The sequence below is a fragment of the Salinivibrio sp. MA427 genome, assembly GCF_001996115.1.
GTDB classification, from domain to species: Bacteria; Pseudomonadota; Gammaproteobacteria; order Enterobacterales; family Vibrionaceae; genus Salinivibrio; species Salinivibrio costicola.
On sequence record NZ_MUFH01000473.1, the window covers coordinates 1 to 1,276 of the forward strand.

The window sequence follows — 1,276 nt, forward strand, 5'->3', positions numbered from 1 at the left end:
CTTCTATGTTAATTACCCCTAAGTACTTCCAAAAGTCTCATACCATCGCTTTTACAGCCACTGTAACCACCAAAACTCACTGCAAACCAAAGATGCCATACGGCACCCCTATTTTTACTACCTTTGTTATCTACGTTTTACATCAACCACTGAAAAAACATGCCAATTCTTAGGGGTTCCGACCATTGTCGCGCCAGGTTCATCACGCTCTTTGAAACTGACTATTTCAAACTCTTCAAATAAGATCTCAACTTGTTCTTTACTCAACGGTGCCGTCGGTAACCGAAAATTCGTTGCCCAAGTATCTCTAGGCCCCATAAAATCACCTACAAAAACACCACCAACCGCGATAGAAGAAGCAAGTTTTCGCCATGTATTTTTAAACTCTATCGGATCAGCAAAGAACAAACTTGAGTTTGCTATCACTATGCTAGTAGAAGGATAATTGAAAGACTCAAATGAGCACTCTGAAAGTTTAACCAGCGGCTTTGAACTAAACCTTTCTGAACATATCGCAATAGAGTCTGGATTAATATCAAAGCCATACACCCGATAGCCTTGCTGCTCTAGATACGCTATCTCACTTCCGGTTCCACAACCGCAATCAACAGCGGTTCTCAGTCCAGACTGATCCAACTCAATGGCGAGTTCAGTGCGTTGATTGTGGGGGCGTAACAATGATTTTTCGTAGTACTGACGCCAAGTTGCTGAAGTATCATCCATAACGTTCAATATTCCAATAAAGTGAGCCAAATTAAGGTGTGAACAACGCTTATCCCTTAGCTAATCCACTGTACGTAAGTACCAAAGCTGATTAAAACTGAAAATGCCAAGCGCTGAAGATTTCTCTTAAAAACTTTGCCAGTTGCGTTCTAACCACTCCGAACGCAGCATCCCATATTTAACTGAATCGTAGTACTTGTCCTCGTAGTAACGAACTTTCCGCAATCTAGCTTCTTGCTGGAAGCCTAATTTCAATGCTAGCGACATCATGCGAGGGTTACCCGACCAGGTTGTCATACCAACACGCTCAATTTCTTTAGTATTAAATAAGTACGAAACCCAGAGAGGAACTGCTAGTGCTGCGACACCCTTACACCAATATGCAGAATCGTAAATGATGATTCCAGCTTCAAGCCAGCGAGTTTCTTCACACTCCCAGTAACAATTTACTGTCCCAACAGGTACATCATCCACAGTGACTAACTGTAAGTCTGAACCATTTAATAATCTTTGAAATGAAGATTTCTCAAACTGTTCTAGTGATGGATGTGAG

At 41.7% G+C, this 1,276-nt stretch carries 2 protein-coding genes; both read right to left on the reverse strand.

What is annotated here, in order from left to right:
- Positions 1-126: 126 nt before the first annotated feature.
- Entirely contained in the window at positions 127-723 is a 597-nt protein-coding gene (locus BZG79_RS15685) for a class I SAM-dependent methyltransferase (RefSeq protein WP_077774875.1), read from the reverse strand.
- Between the two features lie 126 nt (positions 724-849).
- The coding region (locus BZG79_RS15690; RefSeq protein WP_077774876.1) for a GNAT family protein at positions 850-1,276 on the reverse strand (427 nt) is incomplete at its 5' end.